This window comes from Bradyrhizobium shewense (genome assembly GCF_900094605.1).
Taxonomy (GTDB): domain Bacteria; phylum Pseudomonadota; class Alphaproteobacteria; order Rhizobiales; family Xanthobacteraceae; genus Bradyrhizobium; species Bradyrhizobium shewense.
This window is the reverse complement of record NZ_FMAI01000008.1, coordinates 280,957-303,307: the sequence shown is the minus strand read 5'-3', so window position 1 is coordinate 303,307 and position 22,351 is coordinate 280,957. Positions and strand designations below refer to the sequence as shown.

Genomic DNA, 22,351 nt, shown 5'->3' with positions numbered 1-22,351 from the left:
ACGATCAGTTCGGAACGGCAGGGAAAATCATTGCCAAAAACCCAGAGGAGAACATGCCATGCATTTTTGCCTCACCGGACAGTACACACCACGCGCTCTCAATGCCATTTTGGAGAATCCCACGACCGATCGCCAGGAGGCCGCACGAAAGCTCATCGAAGCGGCCGGCGGAAAGCTGCTTTCGATGTACAGCGTTGCGGCCGACGGCCCAGGCGTTTTGGTGATTTTCGATGTGCCTGATCCGGGTGCGGCGCCGGCCATTTCCGGCCTGACCGTCACTGCCGGCACCCTGCAGAATGTGAAACTGACCAGGTTGTTCACGCAGGACGAGATTAAGCAGGTCCGCCAGAACGCGGCGAAGCTGCGTTCTTCGTATACCCCGCCCGGAAGCTGACATCCGGACCTGAAGCTTCGGTTCTAATTGAATCAGAACCGAAGCTCTGGATTCCCGTTCTTGACCTGTATCGCAGTTCAGCAATCAGTCGTGCTCACCACGCCCCAGTGGCCATCAATCCAATAATGGTCAGGCACGAGACGCAGGCCACCACGACGGTATAGCATTCGGGCGTATTCATTGCTCACTCCCAAACTGTTGCCAATTGCTTGGTCACTGCTACGCGGGAGAGATCGCCGGTCGCGGGCCACTTCAATGCGGCAGGCCGAGACCGGTCTTGCGATGTGCGTCCGTCCCCTCATCGTCACCCTGATCCGCAAGATGATGATGCGCTTCGAGAGCTTCGGCGCGTTCAGCTGCGATCAGAAGCTGTTTGCGCATTTCAGCGAGACGGGCACGGCAATATTCACGATAGAGCAGGTCCAATATGGTGGGCATGATCACCCCCATCGCTTGACTTTCGATTTACAGATATTCCACCGTAAATTTTCGAGGTGATGGTAGCCCGCCAGATGGCTCTTCGCTATGAGCCCGTTCACAGACTTCGCCAATTCCAAAGCTCGATGGCCGTTTGGTTGACTTGATTGTCTGTGCGATAAAAAAGAACAGGGCTAATTACCTAACGAACACTGTAGCAGCTCTCTGTTTCAACAAGATTTCGTCAAACAACTTAAGGGCGCCGGATCGCAACAAAGAATCCAACCACAGCGCGAAATGACTAACCACGGAGTGCAAGCACTCGTCGATGCAACGCGTATCGACACTGGCGGAGATCTTTTCCTCTCCGAGACTCGCAGTTCAGCTGCATGCGGACATCGTCTCATCCCGATGACACGCGAAAAGCTGCACCGCTCGTGCCACGACGCACTGCTGCGCTTTGCCCACCCTGCAGCAGCCTGCCATTCAGGCGACATTCATCGCAAAACGCCTATCGGTTCCCGACGATCAGGAGAATTCGATGAAACTGCCGTCTGCGACCGTTGCCGCCAGCCTTGTGTGTCTGATCGTTGCCCCCGTGTTCGCGCAAACGCCGCCTGCGGCTTCTCCCGCTGCGCCAACCAGCACGGTGCCGGTTCCCGCGACCAAGCGCGTCACGTGTCTGGCCACGACGGCGAGCCTGAAAGGTCAAGACAAGCGCGACCAGCTGCAGCTCTGCATGGCGCAGGCGCGGCTCGATTGCCTGAAGCAGGCGATCGATCAGAAGGTCGTCGGCGAAGCCAGGAAGAGTTTTATCAAGACTTGCGTGGGCGGCGATGCTCCCGAGCCCCAATAGCCGAACCATGCCGAGAGTTCGATCTCGTAGGGTGGGCAAAGCGACGTGTGCCCACGTTGCTCGTCGCGGTCATGGCGAGATGGTGGGCACGGCGCGTTGCGCCTTCGCCCACCCTAGGAGAGCGGAAAGCTCATTGCTGCGGTTTCGGCGCGCCGGGGAAATGCCGCTGCAGCACGGCGGCGGGTGTGGCGTAGGCCTCCTGCAAATCCACGCTCCAGTACTTCAGCTCGTCGAGCGGAATCCGCGTGTCGGTGATGGCACAGCGCACGAAGGTGCCCGGCGAGATCACGCGGAAGTCGCCGTCGAGATATTGCACTTGCGCTTCGCCATGGCCCGAGGGGCCGAACTTGTTCAGCACGGTCGAAAGTCTCCGTGGAAGGCCGCTCCGTGGAAACTGGAGGGCACGATGTGTTGGACGGGATGTAGCATAGATAGGGTGGCTTGTCCGCCCGGTAAACCCACCGGTTTGTGATGTTTTGCCGCCGTTTCCGCGTGATAGTGCTTGGGCGAAGGATCGCTGGTTCCGGCATCTCCTGTGGCAGAGTCCGATGCGCCTTCGACTGACCGCCCTGTTCCTGATGCTGCTGATGTCGGCCGCGCGTGCCGCGCCGGCGCCGCAGCCGGTCGACATTCCGCTGGCGTCCGGCGTGCTGCACGCGCAGCTCTACAAGCCTGAAGGTCCGGGGCCGTTTCCGGCCGTGGTCGCGCTGCACGGCTGCGACGGCCTCAGCAGCCATTCCGATCCCGTGCTGCCGCGCTATCGCGATTGGGCCGAGCGCCTGCTCAGGGCAGGCAATGCCGTGCTATTGCCCGACAGCTACGGCTCGCGCGAGCTCGGGCCGCAATGCCGCGTCAAGGAGATGCACGTCAAGGCGCGGCGTGAGCGCGTCACCGACGTCGCAGCATCGCGCGCCTGGCTGATGAAGCAGTCCTGGGTGGCGCGCGATCGCGTCAGCCTGATGGGCTGGGCCAATGGCGCGAGCGCGCTGCTCTGGGCCGTGCGGCCGCAGGGCGCGGCGCGTGATCTGGGGCCGGATTTCCGCGCCGCGATCGCGTTCTATCCGGACTGCCGGATCTCCGCCGGTCTCGGCTGGAGCACGCGGGTGCCGACCCTGGTGCTGATCGGCGCCAATGACGATGTCTCCTCGCCGCCGGCCTGTCGCCAGATGGTCGAGGGCGCGCATGGCCGCAGCGCGCTTGCACGCATCGTGGTCTATCCCGGCGCCTATCACGATTTCGACCGCGCCAACACGCCGCTGCACGCAGCCGGCGGCAGCAACGATGCCGCCGTGCCCGAGCGCGGCCATCTCGGCACGGATGCCGAGGCGCGCGCGGAGTCGCAAAAGGACGTCGCGCAATGGCTGGCGCGGTGAAGGAAGTCCCGCAGCCCGGATGGAGCGCAGCGCAATCCGGGACAGCGCAGCGCGTGGCACGAACCCGGATTACGCTTTCGCTCCATCCGGGCTACGGGTCTTGCAAAGCGGGGCCGCCCGAGGAACAAATTCAGGCGGACAGCCCCGCATCGACCACCGCCCTGCACGGACTTGATGGCCGACCGGGAATCTACGGATCGCATGCGGCGCCGGTTTCAGCACGTGACGGCGCCTTAGTTCGACCACGATGTCGATTAAACGCAGTCCTCATGCGCATCGTCCTCTTCTCCTCCGCACTGGTCGTCTTCACCGTCGCGATCTTCCTCTACGAAGCCCAAGCCGGCGCCCCACAGCGCGCGCCGGAGCATTGCGGCTTCTGGACCACGATCGACGCGGGATTGTCGTGCCGCTGAAGTACTCCAATCCATCACCGTCACCCTGAGGTGGCCGCTCCTTCAGCGGCCCTCGAGGGGCGACGGCCCCGCTGCATCGCGGCCGTACATCCTTCGAGGCTCACCTTGCGATGCGTCCGCATCGCAAGCCTCGCACCTCAGGATGACGGGTCTGAAGTTCAGGATGGCGCGCTAGCTCTGACTACTGGCGCCTCAGAACAAATTGCCCTGATCCACCGGCTTGGCCACGCGCTTCGGCGCGGGTTTCGATTCCTGCGCGGCCGGCTTTGCGTGCGCCGGCGCGCGCTTGGCCGTCGGAGCTGCACGATCCGCATCCGCGGTCGCGCCCACACGGCCATCCGCGAACTCGATCTCAAGGCGTGCGCCGGGTCCGATGCTGTCCGCCGCATGCAGCGGATGTCCCGCCTCGTCCCGCACCAGCGCAAAGCCGCGCGCGAGCACGCTGCGATACGACAAAGCCGACAGCAGCTTGCCGCTGTTCTCGACGCGGGCCTCGAGCCGCTGCAGCAACGTGACAAGCGCGCGGCCGGCGCGCTCGCCAAGGCGATGCGTGCGCTCGCGCTGGCGGAGAATCGCGTTGCGCTGTGCCTGCGCATTGGAGAGCTTCGAGGCACGCAAGCGAACCTCAAGTCCGGCAAAGCGGTCGCGCCGCCGTCGCAGCAGCGAGCGCGCGGAGAGCCCAAGCCGTTCGCCGCACACGGTGAGCCGGTGGTCCGCCTGCGAGATCTGGCCGTGCAGCACCCGCAGCGTCAGCTTTGAACTTGCAGCGGTAAACCGGCGGAAATGCGCATGCGTGTTGGCCTTCAGACAGCGGGGCAGGGCGCTTCCTGCCGAATCCAGCCGCTGCCGCGGGATCGCCAGCAGGTCGCCCGCCGCCGGCAGCGCGCGCGCTGCGGCGCGCAGCTCGCTGCGGCGGCTCTCCTGGCTGCGTTGCCAATAGGCGCGGGTGCGGCGTCCGAGATCGGCGACCTCGACGAACAATTCGCTGCGCACCGGCACCGCCATCTCGGCCGCGGCCGTCGGCGTTGGCGCGCGCTTGTCGGCGACGAAGTCGATCAGCGTGATGTCGGTCTCGTGCCCCACCGCCGAGATCAGCGGGATCATGCTCTCCGCCGCTGCCCGCACCACGATCTCCTCGTTGAACGACCAGAGATCCTCCAGCGCGCCGCCGCCGCGCGCGACGATCAGCACATCGGGCCGCGGAATCTTGCCGCCCTCGGGCAGCGCGTTGAAGCCGCGGATGGCGGCCGCGACCTGCTCGGCCGAGCCGTCGCCCTGCACCTTGACCGGCCACACCAGCACGCGGCGGGGGAAGCGGTCCTCCAGCCGATGCAGGATGTCGCGGATTACGGCGCCGGTCGGCGAGGTCACGACGCCGATCACCTCCGGCAACCACGGCAGCAGCTGCTTGCGCGCCTCGTCGAACAACCCTTCCGCGGCGAGCTTCTTCTTGCGCTCCTCCATCAGCGCCATCAGCGCGCCGATGCCGGCCGGCTCCAGCGCCTCGATCACGATCTGGTACTTCGAGGAGCCCGGATAGGTCGTGAGCTTGCCGGTGGCGATGACCTCGAGCCCTTCCTGGGGCTTGAAGCGCATCCGGCCGTGCACGCCCTTCCAGATCACCGCCTCGATCTTGGCGCTCTCGTCCTTGAGCGCGAAATAGCAATGGCCGGAGGAGTGGGCGCCGCGGAAGCCCGAGATCTCACCGCGGACCCGGACATGGCCGTAGGTGTCCTCCACCGTCCGCTTCAGGGACTGGGAGAGCTCGGAGACGGTGAATTCAAACGCGTTGTTCAGTTGTTCCGCAGGCGGCATCTAGCAAACGATTCGGCATTTTGGGGTCAGACCCGACGTTAAGGATTTTCGCCGCGCGGCGCCAATCCCGGGATTGATTTGGAGAGTACTCTGTAATATAGAGTTCTCTATTGATTGATGCATTTGAGGGAGGTAAGCCATGGCGATCCGGTTGCTGCGCGGCGTTTTGAGCGGCCTGAAATGGGCCCTGTGTGCGGTCGGCGGCGTGGCGCTGATCCTGACTGCGATGATCGCAACGCCGCTGGAGCGGCCACCCGAGATGCGATCGGTCTCCGACTCCACCAAGGGGATCGACTGGTCCACGCTGCCTGCGCTGGAGCGCTTCCAGGCCCGCGACGGCACCTGGATCGGCTATCGCCACTACGCGGCCAAAGCGTTTTCAAGCGAAGTGGAAGCCGGTTCGCGTGAAGAAAACGCGTCAAAACAAGAATCCGGAGCCCGATCCCATCGGAACGGAAATGGCTCCGGGGGCCCGGCCGCAGGCCGGGGTGCAATCTTCATCCATGGCTCCTCCGGCTCCAGCGGCACGGTCAACCACGCGCTGACCCACGCGATCGCCGCGCGCGGGGTGGAGACCTGGGCGCTCGACATCCGCGGCCATGGCGGCTCCGGCACCCGCGGCGATATCGGTTATGTCGGCCAGCTCGAGGACGACCTCGTCGATTTCGTCGCCCATTTGCGCAAGACCGCGCCGGATCTGCCGCTCACTCTGATCGGCCATTCCGCCGGTGCCGGTTTCTCGCTGCGCGTCGCCGCGACGCCGATCATGCAGGACATGTTCGTGCGCACCGTGCTGCTCGCGCCCTATCTCGGCTATGACGCGCCGACCAACCGGCCGAGCAACGGTGGCTGGGTCAGTGCCGACATTCCACGTTTCCTGGGACTGACGGCCCTGCGCAAGCTCGGCATCGACTGCTGTGCGCAGCTTCCGGTGCTCGCCTTCGCGGTGCCGGCAAGTTCGGCGAAATATCTCACCTCGACCTATTCCGACCGCCTGATGCGCAATTTCGCGACGCGCGGCTATCGCGTCGATCTCCCGGCAACCACGCGTCCGATCACCATCTTCGGCGGCGCCGAGGACGAGATGATGATCTCGGACAAATATGCGCAAGCCGTGCAGGCGGTGAAGCCGTCGGTCGACGTCAAGGTCATTGACGGCATCAATCATATGGGCATCGTCACCCATCCGAAGGCGGTCTCGGTCATCGCCGAGGACGTGGCAACGCGCGGGGCAGGGCAGTCATGATCGACAGCAGGCAGGCGTCCGCAGCGCTGGCCGATATCGACGATATCGTCCAGCGCGTGAAGCAATCGCAGCTCTATGAGCTGGCGAGCCTCGCAGCGGTCTGGTGGGGCGTGCTGGTGTTCGCAGCCAATCTCGTGACCTGGCTTTGGCCGATCTACGCGGTCTACGCCTGGGTTGCTGTAGACGTTCTGGGCGTCGGTGGTCTGATTGCACTTCGCGTGTTCGATCCGAAGAGCCACCCCTTTGGCGCCGGCGTTGGCATCAGGCTGTTCCTGATATTCGCACTGTTCTTCGCGTTCGGCTATCTCGTCACCAACGTTGTCGGTCATTTTGGTCCGCGCCAGTTGGGAACGTTCTGGCCGATCTATTTCATGCTGTTCTACACACTCGCCGGGCTCTGGTTCGGCTACGCGTTCGTTGCGATCGGCCTCGGCATCACCGCGCTGACGCTGTTCGGCTTCTTCTACATCGGCGAGGCGTTCCCGCTCTGGATGGCCTTCGTCAACGGCGGCGGCCTGATCCTCGGCGGCCTCTGGATGCGGCGGATCTAGCGCATGCCCGGGCTCGACGACATCATCCACCGGCCTGTAGCCAATACCCAGGAAGGAGCGCTCCCGTGACCGACAGCAAGCGGGCTTCCGATGCGCTGAACGAGCGCGAGAAGACTATTCGTCCCGTGCGGCGGTCGCAGATCTACCTGGTCTCTGGCCTCGTCCTGCTGCTGTGGGCCGTGCTGCCGTTTGCCGACGATGCCCTGATCTGGTTCTGGCCGCGCTACGGGGCCTATTATTGGAACAGCTGGTTCGTGGCGAATGACGGGCTCTATTTCTGGTTTGCACTCTACGTCGTCTCGGCCCTCGGCCTCGTTGCTCTCGGCGCCTGTCATCTTTCGAGAAACAGCATCCGCCTGTTCGACAGGCGCACTCTGCTGGCGCTGCTGCTGATCGCCGCCTTCGGCCTCGTCTGCTGCCATTTCGGCAGGTTCTCGCCGCGCCAGCAAACGGTGTTTTGGCAGGTCTACATCACGCTGGTCTACCTGACGGCGGGGCTTCGGTTCGGCTACGACTTTGCGCCGCTCGGCGCGGCCATCATCGCGCTGACGCTGATCGGATATTTCACTATCCCGGGTGTACCGCTGTTGCCGTGGATGGCGGCCGTCAATGGCGGCGCGCTGATCGTCGGTGGCTTCTGGATGCGGCGAGGCTAGGTGTGGCGGAGCTCGACGACATCATCCACCAGCCACTGCGGCTGAAGATCATGGCAGCGCTGAACGCGCTGCCTGCGACCGCGGGACTGGAGTTCTCGCGGCTGAAGAAGCTGACCGGCGCCACCGACGGCAATCTCGGCGCGCATATCGAGACCCTGGCCAAGGCGGGCTATGTGTCCGTGGAGAAGGCGTTCGTCGGCAAGAAGCCGCAGACCACGGTCACCGCCACCGCCGCGGGCCGTGGGGCCTTCGCGCGGCATGTGGCGACGTTGCAGGAGATCATTGCGGGGAAGCAGGGGTAGCCGGCGGCCAGACTGTACAGTTGCGTGGGAACCGCGAACCAACGACTTCAGCATTGAAAAGACTTGAGAATTTGCGCTCGCGTCAAAGCGTTTTGTAGCAGGTTTTTGTATTTTGCAACACTGCTGGGCGACCTTTAGTCTCGCTCACCCAGACAACTATCGAACTGCGGCTCGCTCGCGCCGAACCATCATCGTAGACGCGTTGAGAAATCCGCCGTCCGGTGTCGGAAAACGCGCGTGATCGACAAAAACACTAAAGTCGCGGTGATTGCGGACCAATCGCCCTACTGGCCCATTCGCTCGCGTCGAAAAGACCAACTCGTCCGCGTTCATGACCGTGACGCGGTTAAGCCGCGCGGCCTGCTTGCGCGTTACATTTCCGCGCCTGACCTTGCCCGGCGCAGCCCTTTCCAGATCAGGAAGCTCGGTCGTTAGCTTTCTGCCAGGATCAATTGCAGTGAACAACGCAAGATCCGGTGCAAGCGGAAGAAATCGCGCCAGCCCGCCAAAAAACGGGCGGCGTGGAAAGACTGAGGACGGATTATCGCTAGTTATGAAAGGCGCATCGGTTGAGTTTCGCAGAACAACCCAATCTAATTGATAAAGCAGCAACATCGTCCGCGTGAGCTGCTGGGTCAGCATCGCCTTAATCTGCTGCCCATCCGGATTTGGTTTGATCCATCCTTTCATAATCGCTTCCTCGACGAAATCTTGATACTCTGGCTTCTCCTTGGCAAAGTTTCTCGCAAGAAGCGGGATGAAATCGGCCAACTGCCGTTCCGCAAGTATCACAGCGCTGCGGTGCCATGATGGGGTGCACGTCGTCAGTAACGCCCAGTATCCGGAAAGTACGAACTTATCCTCCGCCGAGAGTTTGTTGGTCCGCACGGCTGCGATGGTTGGTCTCCACTGTGGTTCGAATATCTTCCGGTAGTCGCCTAGAAGGCGGGGATGTTCTTTGAAATATGGGTTCACATCCCAATCCCACTCGTGGCAGACATCCTTGGGCGCACACGGGAATTCTTTGCCCGTACGCTTGCCATATCCGCGCAGCATTGCAGAGCTGGGAGAAGCCCATTGTCTCAAGTAGGTCTGAGCGACGAAATGGTCTTTTGCCATTCGAGCGACTTGCTTTATCGCTTCGCCGCAAAGGGGGTCAACGATGCAGTGAAGAAGCCGGGCGTCGCGCTTTCAAGTTCAAACTTGAGGTCGAATTTTATGGAGTGGTGGTTTCCTACTAGGTCATCGAACTTAAGGAACAAACTCAACTCCGCTTGGTCCAGAAAATCGCGCCAGTTATCCTCTTCACTAACGAAGAGAACCGAAATGTATTCAGAAATCAGAGCAATGAAAGAAGAAGGCAGTTCGAAGCTATGCCAAGCGTGCCGCTGTTGAGTTGGCGGGCGGCTTTCATGATGAGGCAGTGAGGGGGTCCGATCCATCCGCCGACATCATTCCTGGATGACCCGCCGACCGCGCGGCTTTCAAAGTCGAGGGGCGAAAGTCTATCGGCGAAACGGCCCGAGACAGTGGCGCTTGCTCGCAACCTAGCGCGGGCAAGACCGGCAAGAAGTCTCTCACGGAAATCGCAGCGGCGCTTGCACAGGCGGGGCACACGACGAGATGGGTGCGCGCCCGATGAATCCTGGCCCGAAAGGGGCGCGCCCCGGGATGGCAGGTAGTTTGGCCCGTTTCCCCTTGAGGCCCGCCCCGATTCGTGCGACCTCCGCCCTCAGCAAAACCCCTCATTTCGAGCCCTCGATGCACATTCTCCTGCTCGGTTCCGGCGGCCGCGAACATGCCCTGGCGTGGAAGATCGCGGCCTCCCCCCTGGTGACCAAGTTCTGGTGCGCGCCCGGCAATGCCGGCATCGCGCGGGAGGCGGAATGCGTGGCGCTCGATATCGCCGACCATGCTGCGGTGATCGAGTTCTGCAAGACGAACAAGGTCGAGCTCGTGGTGGTCGGGCCGGAGACGCCGCTGGCCGCCGGCATCGTCGACGATCTCGCCGCGGCCGGCATCAAGGCGTTCGGGCCGAGCAGGATCCCCGCCCAGCTCGAAAGCTCCAAGGGCTTTACCAAGGCGCTGTGCACCGAATTCGGCATTCCGACCGGCGCCTACAAGCGCTTCACCAAGCCTGAGGATGCTCGCGACTACGTCAACAGCCAGGGCGCGCCGATCGTCGTGAAGGCCGACGGGCTCGCCGCCGGCAAGGGTGTCGTCGTCGCCAAGACCGTGCGCGAGGCTGAAGACGCCATCGCCATGATGTTCGAGGGCGCGTTCGGCGAGGCCGGGGCTGAGGTCGTGATCGAGGAGTTCTTGCCCGGCCGCGAGATCAGCTTCTTTGCGCTGTGCGACGGCGAGACCGCCATTCCGCTGGCCTCCGCCCAGGACCACAAGCGTGTGTTCGACCACGATGTCGGCCCGAACACCGGCGGCATGGGCGCCTATTCGCCGACGCCTTTGGTGACGCCCGCGATCCACGACGCGATCATGGCGAAGATCATTTTGCCGACGGTATCAGGCATGAAGCAGCGCGGCACGCCGTTCCGCGGCATCCTCTATGCCGGCATCATGCTGACGACGCAGGGGCCAAAACTGTTCGAGTTCAACGTCCGCTTCGGCGATCCCGAGTGCCAGGTCCTGATGCTGCGCATGATGTCGGACATCGTGCCGGCGTTCCTCGCCGCCTGCGACGGACAGCTGAAGAATTTCGATCTGCGCTGGCATCCGGACTCCGCGCTCACGGTGGTGATGGCGGCGAAGGGTTATCCCGGCGACTACCAGAAGGGCACGCGGATCGACGGGCTCGATGATGCGGCGAAGGTGGACACCGTCGAGATCTTCCACGCCGGCACGGTCGAGAAGGACGGCGCGATCCTCGCCAATGGCGGCCGTGTGCTCAATGTCTGCGCGCTCGGCAAGACCGTGACGGAAGCGCAGGCCCGCGCCTATCAGGCCGTCGACCGCATCAGCTGGCCCGAGGGCTTCTGCCGCCGCGACATCGGCTGGCAGGCGGTGGAGGCGGAGAAGGCCAAGGGCTGAGCGAGGGCTCGTCCAGAGCTAGCTTGGCGCGGTCGTTGTCACCGGATGGCCACATGTGCACCCCAGAATGTGTAATCAGTCGCGGGGCTTACTGACCCCGATGATGATACCGGTACTGTGCATGGGGTTGTTTTCGCAATTTTAGGTGTCGGGGCCGGCCCCGACTGACCCTTTAAAGGATGCAGAAAGATGTCCGATCTCGCCGACCTCTATCCGGATTTTGCCTCCGAATGGATCAACACCTCCTTCGGCCGGATCTTCGCCCGCGTCGGCGGCAGCGGGCCGCCGCTGCTGCTCCTGCACGGCTTCTCCGAGACCCATGTGATGTGGCACCAGGTCGCGCCTGAGCTGGCCAAGCACTTCACGCTGATCATCGCCGATTTGCCGGGCTATGGCTGGTCCGACATGCCCGAGAGCGATGCGCTGCATATCCCCTACAGCAAGCGCGCGATGGCCAAGGCGATGGTGGAAGTGATGGAGCGGCTCGGTCACGTGCACTTCGCGCTGGCCGGCCACGACCGCGGCGGCCGCGTCTCCTATCGCCTCGCGCTCGACCATCCCGGCCGGCTGTCGAAGCTCGCGGTGCTCGATATCCTGCCGACCTATAATTACTGGGAGCGGATGAACCGCGCCTACGCGCTGAAGATCTATCACTGGACCTTCCTGGCGCAGCCCTATCCGCTGCCGGAGACGCTGATCTCTGGCAATGGCGAGTTCTTCCTGCGCTTCAAGATGGCGAGCCAGACCAAGTCGAGGACGTTGGACGCCATCGACCCTCGCGCGCTCGAACATTACCTCGCCCCGTTCCGCGATCCCGCCCGCGTGCATGCGATGTGCGAGGACTACCGCGCCGGCGCCTATTTCGACTACGACCTCGACAAGGCCGATTTCGAAGCCGGCAAGAAGATTACCATTCCGATGCTGGCGCTGTGGGGCAATGCCGGTGTCGCGCAGGCCGCGGCGACGCCGCTCGACACCTGGCAACAATGGGCGACGAACGTCACGGGCATGCCGGTGGATTCCGGACACTTCCTCACCGAGGAGAATCCCGACGTGACAGCAGAGGCGCTGCGGGAGTTCTTTGTGGGCAGCTAGCTAGCGCCGCTCGCGAAAGAACTCCTTGAGCAGCCGCGCCGCCTCGCTCTCGCCGACCCCGGAATAGACGTCCGGGGCGTGATGGCAGGTCGGCGAGGTGAAGAACCGCACGCCGGACTCGACCGCGCCGCCCTTGGGATCGGCGGCGCCGTAATAGAGCCGCCTCACCCTTGCAAACGAGATCGCGCCCGCACACATGGTGCAGGGCTCAAGCGTCACGTAGAGGTCGCAGTCGACCAGGCGCTCGCTGCCGATCTTCCTGGCCGCCTCGCGCAGCGCAACGATTTCGGCATGGCCGGTGGGGTCGCGGTCGGTCAGCGTCCGATTGGCGGCGGTGGCAATGACCTCATCATTGCGGACCACCACGCATCCGATCGGAACTTCGCCCGCTTTTCCGGCATTTTCGGCCGCCAGAAGCGCCAAATCCATGAAAGAGGGGGCTTTCAAGCCTCGTATCATCCGAAGAAACCTGCTAGTAGCTGCGCCTTCAGCAGAAGTGCTTACCGGTTTTGCCTGGGCATGCGGCTCGGAACGAGCGCGCATAATGCCTAATGGCCACCCCCTCGAGTGAGATCATTCATGCCTCGCGACAGCGACAAAGACAACGATTCCCGCGGCCGGCGAGGCCCGGCCAAAGGCGGCCGTTCCGGCAAGGCACGCGGCCCCGAGAAGAAGTTCGCCAAGCGCGGTTTTGAGGGCAAGAGCGAGGGGAGGGGCGATCGCGACAGCCGCGCGCCCCGCGAGGGTAAACCGTTCCGCCGCCGCGAGGAGGGCGATGCCCCGCGGCGCGATTTTTCCGACCGTCCCCGCTTCAAGCGCGATGACCGCGGCGGTGAGGATCGCGGCGAGCGCAGCTTCAAGCCGCGCGGCGACCGGCCGTTTTCCGATCGTTCCTCGCGTGATGGCGAGAAGCGCCCATTCAAGCCGCGCGGTGATCGTCCGTCTTATGGCCGCGACGACCGTCCGCCGCGTAGCCGGGATCGTGACGATTCCCGTCCCGCCGGCCGTTCCGGCGACAAGAAATTCGGTGACAAGCGGCCCTACGCGCCGCGTGGCGATCGTCCGGAACGCAAGTTCGACGGCGAACGGAAGTTCTCGCGGGGCGGTCCTGATCGCGACCGCGGCGAGCGCGGCGATTCCAAGCCGTGGCAGAAGCGCGACGACCGTCCGCGCGGCGATCGGCCGCCGCGCAAGGATTTTAGCAGTGGCCCGCGCAAGGATTTCGGCGGCCATGATCGCGGCGAGGACAAGCCCTGGCAGAAGCGTGAGGGCGGAGCCGGCCGCGAAGGTGGCCGCGGCGACGACCGTCCGCGCTTCTCGCGTTCACGAGACGATCGCGCATCGGGTGATCGTCCGTTCCGCGAGCGGCCCAAATTCGATCGGCCGCGCGAGGATCGTCCAAAGTTCGATCGGCCCCGTCGCGATGGCGATGGCGACCGCGGCGGGCGTGGCGGTGACCGGCCAAAATTCAATCGTCCGCGCGAGCGCTCGGAAGGCCGCTCCGACTGGCACGAGCATCCGCGCAGCGAGGGCCGTTTCGGCGATCGCCCGCGCCGTGAGAACGAAGACGACAGCAGGATTTTTGAGAAACGCCCCGCCTTCGGCGGCCGCGGCGCCTATCGCGAGCGGGACCGCGATTTCAACCGCCGGCCCCGCCGGGAAGAAGAGCCGAAGCCGAAGAAGGCCGGCGAGCGCATCGCCAAGGCGCTGGCGCGTGCGGGGCTTGCCTCGCGCCGCGATGCCGAGGAGATGGTCACGCAGGGCCGCGTCACCGTCAACGGCCGCGTGATCAACTCGCCGGCGCTCGACATTACGAAGAACGACGTCGTTCTGGTCGACGGCAAGCCGTTGCCGGAGCGCGAGCGCACGCGGCTGTTCCTCTATCACAAGCCGCGCGGCCTGATGACCACGCATGACGATCCCGAGGGTCGTCCGACCGTGTTCGACAACCTGCCCGAAGGCCTGCCGCGGCTGATCTCGATCGGCCGGCTCGATTTCAACACCGAAGGCCTGCTGCTGCTCACCAATGACGGCGGCCTCGCGCGTACGCTGGAACTGCCGGACACCGGCTGGCTGCGCCGCTATCGCGTTCGCGCCCATGGCGACGTCACCCAGGCGCAACTCGACGAGCTCAAGAACGGCATCGAGGTCGAGGGCGTCAAATACGGTCCGATCGAAGCGACGCTGGAGCGCGACCAGGGCGCCAATGTCTGGCTGGTGTTCGCGATCCGCGAAGGCAAGAACCGCGAGGTGCGCAATGTCTGCGCTCATCTCGGGCTCGAGGTGAACCGGCTGATCCGTGTTTCCTACGGTCCGTTCCAGCTCGGCGAGGTGCCCGAAGGTCAGGTCGAGGAGATCAAGTCGCGCGTGCTGCGCGACCAGCTCGGCGACAAGGTGATCGAGAAGTCGGGGGCGCAGTTCGACGTGCCCTCGAAATCCGCCTCGCGCGTCGACGATGCGCCGCGCGAGACGAAGCCCGCCAGCAAGCGCGCGGTGATCAACGACCGCAAGGGTCGCCGCGTGCTGGTGCAGCGCACCGGCAGCGAGGAGGCGCGCGAGCGCAACGAGGAAGAGGCCAACGGCTACGGCCCGCCGCGCCGTCCCAAGCGCGGCTATCACGGCAAGCGCGATTTGACGCCGAAGGAGGACTAGCTTGCGCGTCGTCGGCGGTCGATTGAAGGGGCGCAATCTCGCCTCACCGTCCTCGCGCGACATCCGCCCCACGGCGGACCGCCTGCGCGAGTCCGTCTTCAACATCCTCGTGCACGCCTATGACGATCCGATTGCGGACGCGCGCGTGCTCGATCTCTTCGCCGGCACCGGTGCGCTCGGCATCGAGGCCTCGTCACGCGGCGCGAAGTTCACGTTGTTCGTCGACAACGGCGCGGAGGCTCGGGCGCTGCTGCGCAATAACGTCGAGTCGCTTGGCCTCGGCGGCGTGACAAAAGTCTATCGACGCGATGCGACCGATCTGGGGCCCGCACATCCGGTCGAGCCGTTCTCGCTGGCGTTCCTCGATCCGCCCTATGGCAAGGGGTTTGCGGAGAAGGCGCTGGCAAGCTTGCGCGATGGCGGCTGGCTCACGCCCGGCGCGCTGCTGGTGGTGGAAGAGGCCAAGGCGGCGCAGTTCGCGACGCCGGAAGGGTACGAGGAATTGGAGCGGCGGGCGTATGACGACACGGAGTTCGTGTTCTTGCGTAGGGCGGATTAGCGAAGCGTAATCCGCCGTCGGCGGATTCAGCTGCCGTAGGGTGGGCAAAGCGAAGCGTGCCCACCACCTGTCTCGATCATGGAGAGATCGTGGGCACGGCGCGTTGCGCCTTTGCCCACCCTACGGCACCTTCACCGCGGCACCGTCACCTTCGCCCGAACAGCTTCTCCACATCGCTCAGCTTCAGCTCGACATAGGTCGGCCGGCCGTGATTGCACTGGCCGGAGTTCGGGGTGTCCTCCATCTCGCGGAGCAGGGCGTTCATCTCTTCCGGTCGCAGCCTTCGGCCGGCGCGCACCGAACCGTGGCAGGCCATGGTCGCGGCGACATGCATTAGGCGGCGCTCGAGCGGCAGCGCCTCGTCCCATTCGGCCATGTGCTCCGAGAGATCGCGCAAGAGGCCGCCCGCATTGGTCTTGCCGAGCAGCGAGGGAGTCTCGCGCACCGCGACCGCGCCCGGGCCGAAGGATTCGATGGCGAGACCGAACGATGCGAGCTCCTCGCTGCGCTCCAGGAGGCGCTCGACCGTCGCCTCGTCCATCTCGACGATCTCGGGGATCAAGAGGATCTGCCGCTGCACGCCGTTCGCAGCCAGCGAAGCCTTCAGCCGCTCATAGACGATGCGCTCATGCGCGGCGTGCTGGTCGACGATGATCAATCCGTCGCGGGTCTGCGAGACGATATAGGTCTCGTGGATCTGCGTACGCGCGGCACCGAGCGGGCGGTCGACGAGATCGCTGACGGGCTGGGACTCGATCCGCACGTCCGCACTGGGCGCGCCGACGTCGAAGGCGGCCTGCGTGCGCTCTGCGAAAGCGGGTGCGGCCGAGCCCTCGAATGACGGCATCGGCGCAACGGGCGCGGACGGCGAAGCCCGCCAGTCCCAGCTTGCGGGACGCGGCGGCGTGAAGGCCGGCCGGAATGAGGACAGCGCGCTCTCACCGCTGTTGGCGGCAGTGCGTCGGCCCTCCCGCGCGAGCCCCTCTTTCAATCCGTGCACGATCAGCGCGCGGACGAGGCCGGCGTTGCGGAAGCGCACTTCGGTCTTGGCCGGATGGACGTTGGCGTCAACCTCGCGCGGATCCAGCGTGACGAATAGCGCCAGCACGGGATGCCGGTCGCGTGGCAGATAATCGGCATAGGCTCCGCGCACCGCCCCCAGGATCAGCTTGTCGCGGACCGGGCGGCCGTTGACGAAGAGATATTGCCCGAGCGCATTGGCTTTGGTCAGCGCAGGTGCTGCGGCATAGCCGGCGACGACGACGCCCTCGCGCTCGGCATGGACCTCGAAGGCATGGCTGCGAAACTCAGCGCCCAGAATGTCGCCGAGCCGCGTCAGCCGTCCGGCGGCGCCGGGCAGCGCGGCGGCCCAGGTCACCGGTGCGCGCTCCTCGCCCGCGAGCGTGAAGGCGATATCGGGCCGCGCCATCGCGAGGCGCCGCACCACCTCGCGGATGGCTTCCGCCTCGGTGCGGTCGGTCTTCAAAAATTTCAGCCGGGCCGGCGTCGCATAAAAGAGGTCGTCAACCTCGACACGGGTGCCATGCGCCAGCGCCGCCGGCATGATCTCGGACTTCTCGCCGCCCTCGACCGTGAGCGCCCAGGCGTGCGGCTCACCGGCATGCCGGGTGGTGATGGACAGTCGTGCCACCGAGCCGATCGAGGGCAGCGCCTCGCCGCGGAACCCGAGCGTGCGGATCTGGAGCAAATCCTCGTCGTCGAGCTTCGATGTGGCGTGGCGCTCGACCGCGAGCGCGAGGTCTTTCGCGGTCATGCCGCCGCCGTCGTCGGTGATGCCGATCCGGCGCCGCCCGCCGCCATCGGTGAACACGTCGATCCGGCTCGCGCCGGCATCGATCGCATTCTCGACCAGCTCCTTGACCACGCTCGCCGGTCGTTCGACCACCTCGCCGGCGGCGATGCGGTTGACGACCTGTTCTGGAAGCTGGCGGACGGGCATGAGGTTCTGACTTGGATTCGCGAACAGCGCTATTCTAAGCCGTGTTGCGTCAAAAGCATGTGTTGGGCAACAGCCGTGTGGCCGCCTGGGGAAGAGGGTTGCCTATCACATTGAAGACATTGAGCGTTCGAGAAAATTGCGCAAGCCGAGACCTGCCGACATCCGACGACGGTCCGGATTGTGAGGCGCCGGGCAGCGGTGTAGCATCGTGAAAAAACGGCAACAGGACGGGAGGACGCCATGTGCCATCTCTTCGCGCATCAGCCCCAGGGCGACTACGAATCCCAGACCCGCTCCCTGCGGATCGATGGCCATTGCACCTCGATCCGGCTGGAAATGGCGTTCTGGGACACGCTGGAGGAGATCGCGGCCAGGGAGGCCATGAGCCTCGGCAAGTTCCTGACGACGCTCTACAACGAGGTGCTCGACCATCATGGCGAGGTCAACAATTTCGCCTCGCTGCTGCGGTGTTCGTGTTTGATCTATCGCTCGAAGAGCATGGCGACGGTGCCGGAGTTCAAGGCGACGGTGACGCCGATTCTCGATGCGGCGGAGTAGTCGTTGCTGCAAGAGACCGCATCCGCATTCTCGGTGTCGTCCCGGCCTAGTGCGCAATTGCGCACGGGCGCCGGGACCCATACCGCGGAATCTATCGAGCGTAGGTGACTGAGTACCGAACGACTAATCTTCGCCAAACTGCTCCCTGTGGTTATGGGTCCCGGCGTTCGCCGGGACGACAGCTCAAGTGTGGATGCGTCATCGCTCCTCACCATCGTCCCGGTGCACATGACGGCAACGTACGATCAAATCTCCTTCTTCTGCATCGCCCCCGCAATGTAATCCGCCTGCCGGATCGCCAGCGCGACGATGGTCAGCGTCGGGTTGCAGGCCGCGCCGCTGGTGAACTGGCTGCCGTCCGAGACGAACAGGTTCTTGACGTCGTGGCTCTGTCCGAATTTGTTGACCACGCCGTCGCGCGGCTTCTCGCTCATGCGGTTGGTGCCGAGATTGTGGGTGCTCGGATAGGGCGGCGTCGGATAGGTCACGGTGGCGCCGACGGCGTCGTAGACCGCAGCGCCCTGCTTGTAGGCGTGCGCGCGCATCGCGAGATCGTTGGGATGATCGTCGAAATGCACACTCGCGACCGGCTGCCCGAACTTGTCCTTCACGCGAGGGTCGAGCGTGATGCGGTTGGTCTCCTGCGGCATGTCCTCGCCGACCAGCCACATGCCGGCCATCCTGGGATAACCGTCGAGCGCTGCGGTGAATGGACGGCCCCAGGCGCCGGGATTGAGGAACGCCGCCATGAACGGCAGCCCGATCGAGAGCGTCTCCATCTCGTAGCCGCCGACGAAGCCGCGCTTCGGATTGTTGGCGGCTTCATCGCGGATGATCCCGGCCATGGTGGTGCCGCGATACATGTGCACGGATTTCTCGAACACGGCGTAGACGCTGCCGGTCATGTGCCGCATGTAGTTGCGGCCGACCTGGCCCGATGAGTTGCCAAGGCCGTCGGGGAACATGGTCGAGGCGCTGTTGAGCAGCAGCCGCGGGCTCTCGATCGAATTGCCGGCGACCGCGACGATGCGCGCCTTCTGCCGTTGCATCGCGCCGCTCTCGTCGGCGTAGACGACGCCGGTGACCTTGCCGCCAGTGTCATGCTCGATCTTGACCGCCATGCTGCTCGGTCGCACTTCGAGATTGCCGGTGGCCTCGCCCTTCGGGATCTCGGTATAGAGCGTCGACCATTTCGCGCCGGATTTGCAGCCCTGGAAGCAGAAGCCGATCTGCTGGCAGGCGCCGCGGCCGTCGCGCGGCTGGCTGTTGATCGCCATGTTGCCGGTGTGCACCGTCTTGTAGCCGAGCTTCTTGGCGCCGGCCTCCAGCACCTTGAAATTATTGTTGCCGGGAAGGCCGGGGATGCCGTTGGTGCGGGTCACGCCCATCTTGTTCTCGGCCTTGGCGTACCACGGCTCCATCTCGGCGAGCGTGACCGGCCAGTCCAGGAGGTTGGCGCCGGGAAGGTTGCCGTAGGTGCTCTTCACCCTGAACTCGTGCTCGTCGAAGCGTAGCGAGGCGCCGGCCCAATGGGTCGTCGAGCCGCCGACCGCCTTGACGATCCAGGCGGGAAGGCCGGAAAAGTCCTTGGCGACGCGCCACGTGCCGGACGTGGTGCGCGCATCGGTCCAGGCGAGCTGCGAAAAGCTCTCCCACTCGTCGTTGACGAAGTCGTGGTTCTCGATGCGGGGACCCGCTTCGAGAATGACCACCTTGACGCCCTTCTGCGCGAGTTCGTTGCCCAGCGTGCCGCCGCCGGCACCGGAGCCGACGATCACCACAACGCTGGAGTCGTTCAGATCGAATTTTGCCATATGCGTTCTCCTGAACCGTTGGGGTGGGTCTCAAGCCTTCGGCAGCCAGTCGATGTCGGCGAAGCCACGGTTGATGTAGCCGCCGTGCTCGGCCGAGGAGCCCTCGTAGCCGAACCGCGGCCAAACCTCCTTCTGGTTATAGAGCGACACGATGAGGTCGCCGCGCACCTTCTGGAAGAAGTCGCTTCCCTCAATCTCCTTCAAGAGAACCACACGGTCGGCTTCCCATGGCACTTCGACATAGGGCACCTTGTGGCGATCCCGCGCATTCTGATCGAGCCGCGTGATGCCGTCGCTGATCAGTGATTTGACGGACGCGTCCTTGGCCGCCTTGCCATCCCACGGCTTGATCGCGGTGATGTAATAGCTGTCGCCGAGCACGTCGTGCGGATAGATGTCGCGCGCGACTTTCAGCAGTGTCTTCATCGTCGCGGGCGAGAGCGTGCTGGAATCATCGGCCCACGCATCCTCGATGCTGACAGCGACGCTTGTCGCGACCGCTACGACCGGCACGGCGGTCGCTGCGCCCTTGAGAAAGACGCGACGGCTGTGCTTGCTTCGACGATCGACTTCTCTCATGGCATTCCTCCTAAGCTTTTTTGATTTAGGTTGTTATTTGAGCATGATCTTTTCGGAAAACCGCTGCGCACTTTTCCGGTCATGCTTTAGTTGAAACGTCCACCCCGCTGGATCACCTCGATCTTGTAGCCATCGGGATCGCTGACGAAAAAGAAGCGCGCCAGCGTCCTTCCGTCGTGCTTGAAATCGCGTAAGGGCCCCGGCGCGAGCTTCTCGCGCTCGAAGCGGGTATGCTCGGCCTCGAGATCCTCGACCACCACGGCGAGATGGCCGTAGCCGTCGCCGAGCTGGTACGGCTCCTTGCGATCGAAATTCACCGTCAGCTCGACCTCGAAAGGTGAGGAGGGGTGACGCAGATAGATCAGGGCAAAGTCCGCGAATTTCAGATGGTCGGCGACTTCGAGGCCGAAGGCTCGCCGGTAGAAGTCGAGCGAGCGCGCCTCGTCGAGCACGCGGATCATGGAATGGACCGGCTTTGCCATTCAGTGCTGCTCCTTCAGGTAAGCGATGATGGCGGCGCGCGTCTCCGGCTTGCCTTGCCGGTAGGCCATGACGACGCCGGGAATGACGGCCTGCGGATTGGTCAGCCAGGCGTCGAGCCGGGCTTCGTCCCAGGTGAAGTCTGCGTTCGCGAGGCCTTGCGAATACCGAAAGCCTTCGACCTTGCCGGCGGGACGGCCCACGACCTTGAGCAGTGGCGGTCCCTGGCGCGCCGGCTCCGACAGGTTCGTGGTGTGGCACACCGCGCATTGTTGCTTGAAGAGTGTCGCGCCATCCGGCGGTTTTGCGGCCGGCAAAGGCATTTGCGCGTCGGCAACCCGCGCCACCAGCACCATCGCGGTGCACAATCCCAGCACGAACGCGCGCATCGTCTAGAGCCGCCCATCCACATCAACCTGCGCAAACTCTAGGCGGCGTCAGATGGGCGGTGGTAGTAGCGGGCTGTTTCGCTGCGCGCGGAGATGCTCGTGATGCGCAGTGTTCCGCGCTGCCTTATATGCGGAGCACAATTCCGCGAAACCGCCGTCAAATCCCTAAACGATCACCACACCATGCGCATTGCATGGCGATTGCGCCGCTTGAACTCTCGACGCGATGCAATGGTCCGGTGGAGATGAGCGGCGTGTGCGCCGCCGAGCCATTCGTCGCGAAACAATCCAGGAGAAATGGATGAAGTTGGTCAAGACCTCGATGATCGCATGCGCTCTGTCGGCTCTCATTGCGACGCCCGTTCTCGCGCAAAGCGCGCCCCCCACGGCCAAACCGGGCGGCACCGTGCAGAGCAAACCCATGCAAGGCAGCACGATGGGCACCGGCGACGAGGAGATGAATGCTCAGCCGGGCGCGGCGGGCGAGAAGACCGGCATGAAGTCGACCAAGGGCACCAGGGGCACGGTCGGCACCACGGGCAGCGCTGCGCACAAGGGAACGGCCGACGATGCCACGACGGGCGGCGCAGCCCCTTCCAAGCGTTACTAGTCCAGCCGGGTAAAACGGCACAACTCCGGTCGCCTCGCGGCCGGAGTTTTTTGCCGCGCTAATTAGTCGTCGAAGCGCCCGCCGCGTCCGGCCTTGACGTCGCTGCGGCGCTTCTTGCCCTCGAGCCGGCGTTGCTTTGAGCCAAAAGTCGGCTTTGTCGCCCGACGCGGCTTTGGCCGCACCATGGCTTCGCGCAGCATCTCCGTGAGGCGGTCGATGGCATCCTGGCGGTTGCGCTCCTGGGTGCGGAAGCGCTGCGCCTGGATCACGATCACGCCGTCCTTGGTCATGCGCTGACCGGCGAGGCGGGCGAGCCGGATCGCCGCATCCTCCGGCAGGGTCAGCTTGCGCGCGTCGAAGCGCAGCTGCGCCGAGGTCGCGACCTTGTTGACGTTCTGCCCGCCCGGGCCGGAAGCACGGACAAAGCCGATCTCGATGTCGTCCTCGTCGATGACGAGATCGCGGGATATCCGCAGCATGGTGGCACCATTCGTGATGTCCGGACATATCGCGGACGTCTGCGTTGGGCAATGGTGCTTGGTGGAAACGCAAATGGCCGGGCGAGCCCGGCCATTTCAGGACATCTG

At 64.3% G+C, this 22,351-nt stretch carries 26 protein-coding genes; 14 read left to right on the top strand and 12 right to left on the bottom strand.

Annotation, left to right across the window (positions count from 1 at the left end):
• The first annotated feature begins 58 nt into the window (after positions 1–58).
• Positions 59–394 carry a GYD domain-containing protein gene (locus GA0061098_RS18175; RefSeq protein ID WP_018321923.1) on the top strand — a complete coding sequence of 112 codons (336 nt, stop codon included), beginning with the start codon at positions 59–61 and terminating at the stop codon, positions 392–394.
• Positions 395–646: 252 nt separating this feature from the next.
• Here GA0061098_RS18175 and GA0061098_RS45060 read toward each other — a convergent pair whose 3' ends face one another.
• A complete protein-coding gene (locus GA0061098_RS45060; protein WP_245323403.1) occupies positions 647–844 on the bottom strand; it encodes a hypothetical protein in 198 nt (65 codons plus the stop codon).
• Between the two features lie 508 nt (positions 845–1,352).
• On the opposite strand from GA0061098_RS45060, the gene GA0061098_RS18165 reads away from it, so the two are divergent.
• Positions 1,353–1,667, top strand: coding sequence for a hypothetical protein (locus tag GA0061098_RS18165; protein ID WP_091958849.1), 315 nt, complete (start codon positions 1,353–1,355; stop codon positions 1,665–1,667).
• A gap of 130 nt (positions 1,668–1,797) precedes the next feature.
• Here GA0061098_RS18165 and GA0061098_RS18160 read toward each other — a convergent pair whose 3' ends face one another.
• Positions 1,798–2,025, bottom strand: coding sequence for a DUF2093 domain-containing protein (locus GA0061098_RS18160; protein WP_018321926.1), 228 nt, complete (start codon positions 2,023–2,025; stop codon positions 1,798–1,800).
• A 190-nt stretch (positions 2,026–2,215) separates the two neighbouring features.
• Between GA0061098_RS18160 and GA0061098_RS18155 the strand changes: the two genes are divergently transcribed.
• Together GA0061098_RS18155 and GA0061098_RS45055 are read left to right on the top strand one after the other, a co-directional pair.
• Positions 2,216–3,040 carry a dienelactone hydrolase family protein gene (locus tag GA0061098_RS18155; protein WP_091958711.1) on the top strand — a complete coding sequence of 275 codons (825 nt, stop codon included), beginning with the start codon at positions 2,216–2,218 and terminating at the stop codon, positions 3,038–3,040.
• A gap of 269 nt (positions 3,041–3,309) precedes the next feature.
• Positions 3,310–3,453: a hypothetical protein gene (locus tag GA0061098_RS45055; protein ID WP_165637439.1), complete on the top strand. Its 144-nt coding sequence runs from the start codon at positions 3,310–3,312 to the stop codon at positions 3,451–3,453.
• 192 nt (positions 3,454–3,645) lie between these two features.
• On the opposite strand, the gene xseA is transcribed toward GA0061098_RS45055, so the two are convergent.
• Positions 3,646–5,268, bottom strand: coding sequence for an exodeoxyribonuclease VII large subunit (xseA, locus tag GA0061098_RS18145; protein WP_091958708.1), 1,623 nt, complete (start codon positions 5,266–5,268; stop codon positions 3,646–3,648).
• Positions 5,269–5,407: 139 nt separating this feature from the next.
• On the opposite strand from xseA, the gene GA0061098_RS18140 reads away from it, so the two are divergent.
• The 4 genes from GA0061098_RS18140 (at position 5,408) to GA0061098_RS18125 (ending at position 8,023) form a co-directional block, all read left to right on the top strand.
• On the top strand, positions 5,408–6,514 hold the full coding sequence (locus GA0061098_RS18140; RefSeq protein WP_091958705.1) for an alpha/beta hydrolase: 1,107 nt from the start codon (positions 5,408–5,410) through the stop codon (positions 6,512–6,514).
• A complete protein-coding gene (locus GA0061098_RS18135; RefSeq protein ID WP_091958702.1) occupies positions 6,511–7,065 on the top strand; it encodes a hypothetical protein in 555 nt (184 codons plus the stop codon). The genes GA0061098_RS18140 and GA0061098_RS18135 overlap by 4 nt, the downstream gene beginning before the upstream one ends.
• Positions 7,066–7,130: 65 nt before the next feature.
• Positions 7,131–7,721 (top strand): hypothetical protein, encoded by a 591-nt coding sequence (locus GA0061098_RS18130; protein WP_091958699.1) that lies wholly within the window; start codon positions 7,131–7,133, stop codon positions 7,719–7,721.
• 2 nt (positions 7,722–7,723) lie between these two features.
• Positions 7,724–8,023, top strand: a complete 300-nt coding sequence (locus GA0061098_RS18125) for a winged helix-turn-helix domain-containing protein (protein ID WP_018453460.1) — start codon at positions 7,724–7,726, stop codon at positions 8,021–8,023.
• 156 nt (positions 8,024–8,179) lie between these two features.
• On the opposite strand, the gene GA0061098_RS18120 is transcribed toward GA0061098_RS18125, so the two are convergent.
• Complete coding sequence (locus tag GA0061098_RS18120; protein WP_091958696.1) at positions 8,180–9,142, bottom strand: DUF4238 domain-containing protein; 963 nt, start codon at positions 9,140–9,142, stop codon at positions 8,180–8,182.
• 14 nt (positions 9,143–9,156) lie between these two features.
• A complete protein-coding gene (locus tag GA0061098_RS18115) occupies positions 9,157–9,465 on the bottom strand; it encodes a hypothetical protein (RefSeq protein WP_091958692.1) in 309 nt (102 codons plus the stop codon).
• 319 nt (positions 9,466–9,784) lie between these two features.
• Between GA0061098_RS18115 and purD the strand changes: the two genes are divergently transcribed.
• Positions 9,785–11,068 (top strand): phosphoribosylamine--glycine ligase, encoded by a 1,284-nt coding sequence (gene purD, locus GA0061098_RS18110; RefSeq protein ID WP_091958690.1) that lies wholly within the window; start codon positions 9,785–9,787, stop codon positions 11,066–11,068.
• Between the two features lie 189 nt (positions 11,069–11,257).
• Positions 11,258–12,163 carry an alpha/beta fold hydrolase gene (locus GA0061098_RS18105; protein ID WP_091958687.1) on the top strand — a complete coding sequence of 302 codons (906 nt, stop codon included), beginning with the start codon at positions 11,258–11,260 and terminating at the stop codon, positions 12,161–12,163.
• On the opposite strand, the gene GA0061098_RS18100 is transcribed toward GA0061098_RS18105, so the two are convergent.
• Complete coding sequence (locus GA0061098_RS18100; RefSeq protein WP_091958684.1) at positions 12,164–12,622, bottom strand: nucleoside deaminase; 459 nt, start codon at positions 12,620–12,622, stop codon at positions 12,164–12,166.
• A gap of 120 nt (positions 12,623–12,742) precedes the next feature.
• Here GA0061098_RS18100 and GA0061098_RS18095 point away from each other — a divergent pair, with 120 nt between their 5' ends.
• Positions 12,743–14,815, top strand: a complete 2,073-nt coding sequence (locus GA0061098_RS18095; RefSeq protein ID WP_165637438.1) for a pseudouridine synthase — start codon at positions 12,743–12,745, stop codon at positions 14,813–14,815.
• A gap of 1 nt (position 14,816) precedes the next feature.
• On the top strand, positions 14,817–15,374 hold the full coding sequence (gene rsmD, locus GA0061098_RS18090; protein ID WP_091958677.1) for a 16S rRNA (guanine(966)-N(2))-methyltransferase RsmD: 558 nt from the start codon (positions 14,817–14,819) through the stop codon (positions 15,372–15,374).
• 145 nt (positions 15,375–15,519) lie between these two features.
• On the opposite strand, the gene mutL is transcribed toward rsmD, so the two are convergent.
• On the bottom strand, positions 15,520–17,334 hold the full coding sequence (mutL, locus tag GA0061098_RS18085) for a DNA mismatch repair endonuclease MutL (RefSeq protein ID WP_091958674.1): 1,815 nt from the start codon (positions 17,332–17,334) through the stop codon (positions 15,520–15,522).
• Positions 17,335–17,574: 240 nt separating this feature from the next.
• Between mutL and GA0061098_RS18080 the strand changes: the two genes are divergently transcribed.
• Positions 17,575–17,892, top strand: coding sequence for a ribbon-helix-helix domain-containing protein (locus GA0061098_RS18080; protein WP_091958671.1), 318 nt, complete (start codon positions 17,575–17,577; stop codon positions 17,890–17,892).
• A 245-nt stretch (positions 17,893–18,137) separates the two neighbouring features.
• On the opposite strand, the gene GA0061098_RS18075 is transcribed toward GA0061098_RS18080, so the two are convergent.
• From GA0061098_RS18075 to GA0061098_RS18060, 4 genes are all read right to left on the bottom strand, one after another.
• On the bottom strand, positions 18,138–19,706 hold the full coding sequence (locus tag GA0061098_RS18075; RefSeq protein ID WP_091958668.1) for a GMC family oxidoreductase: 1,569 nt from the start codon (positions 19,704–19,706) through the stop codon (positions 18,138–18,140).
• A gap of 30 nt (positions 19,707–19,736) precedes the next feature.
• Complete coding sequence (locus GA0061098_RS18070; protein WP_091958665.1) at positions 19,737–20,285, bottom strand: Twin-arginine translocation pathway signal; 549 nt, start codon at positions 20,283–20,285, stop codon at positions 19,737–19,739.
• Between the two features lie 86 nt (positions 20,286–20,371).
• A complete protein-coding gene (locus tag GA0061098_RS18065; RefSeq protein ID WP_091958662.1) occupies positions 20,372–20,767 on the bottom strand; it encodes a VOC family protein in 396 nt (131 codons plus the stop codon).
• Positions 20,768–21,154, bottom strand: coding sequence for a c-type cytochrome (locus GA0061098_RS18060; protein WP_091958659.1), 387 nt, complete (start codon positions 21,152–21,154; stop codon positions 20,768–20,770).
• Between the two features lie 301 nt (positions 21,155–21,455).
• Between GA0061098_RS18060 and GA0061098_RS18055 the strand changes: the two genes are divergently transcribed.
• On the top strand, positions 21,456–21,764 hold the full coding sequence (locus tag GA0061098_RS18055) for a hypothetical protein (RefSeq protein WP_091958656.1): 309 nt from the start codon (positions 21,456–21,458) through the stop codon (positions 21,762–21,764).
• A gap of 62 nt (positions 21,765–21,826) precedes the next feature.
• Here GA0061098_RS18055 and arfB read toward each other — a convergent pair whose 3' ends face one another.
• Entirely contained in the window at positions 21,827–22,243 is a 417-nt protein-coding gene (arfB, locus tag GA0061098_RS18050; RefSeq protein ID WP_018321949.1) for an alternative ribosome rescue aminoacyl-tRNA hydrolase ArfB, read from the bottom strand.
• Positions 22,244–22,351 lie beyond the last annotated feature (108 nt).